At 29.9% G+C, this 204-nt stretch carries 1 protein-coding gene; it reads right to left on the bottom strand.

All coding sequences use genetic code 11. The features are described 5' to 3' along the window. A partial coding sequence (locus CCAND38_RS12085) for a hypothetical protein (protein WP_042343542.1) occupies nt 1-204 on the bottom strand: 204 nt, incomplete at both ends.

Consider the following 204-nt stretch of genomic DNA (forward strand, 5'->3'; position numbering starts at 1 on the left):
TTTCAAAAACTCTTTGTAATTACTTAGTTCTCCGTTTACATATAGTTGTAGAATCAAGATATTATCCGAATCAGAAAACTCATATCGAAATTCATATACTGAAGCGGAAACTTTAAAACCAGAGCCAGGGTTTAACACATAGAGTCTATCTCCTTTTGTATAATAATATTCTATTCTTTTATTTTTTTCTCCTGTCTCTCGATA

Source organism: Capnocytophaga canis, from assembly GCF_000827555.1.
GTDB lineage: Bacteria > Bacteroidota > Bacteroidia > Flavobacteriales > Flavobacteriaceae > Capnocytophaga > Capnocytophaga canis.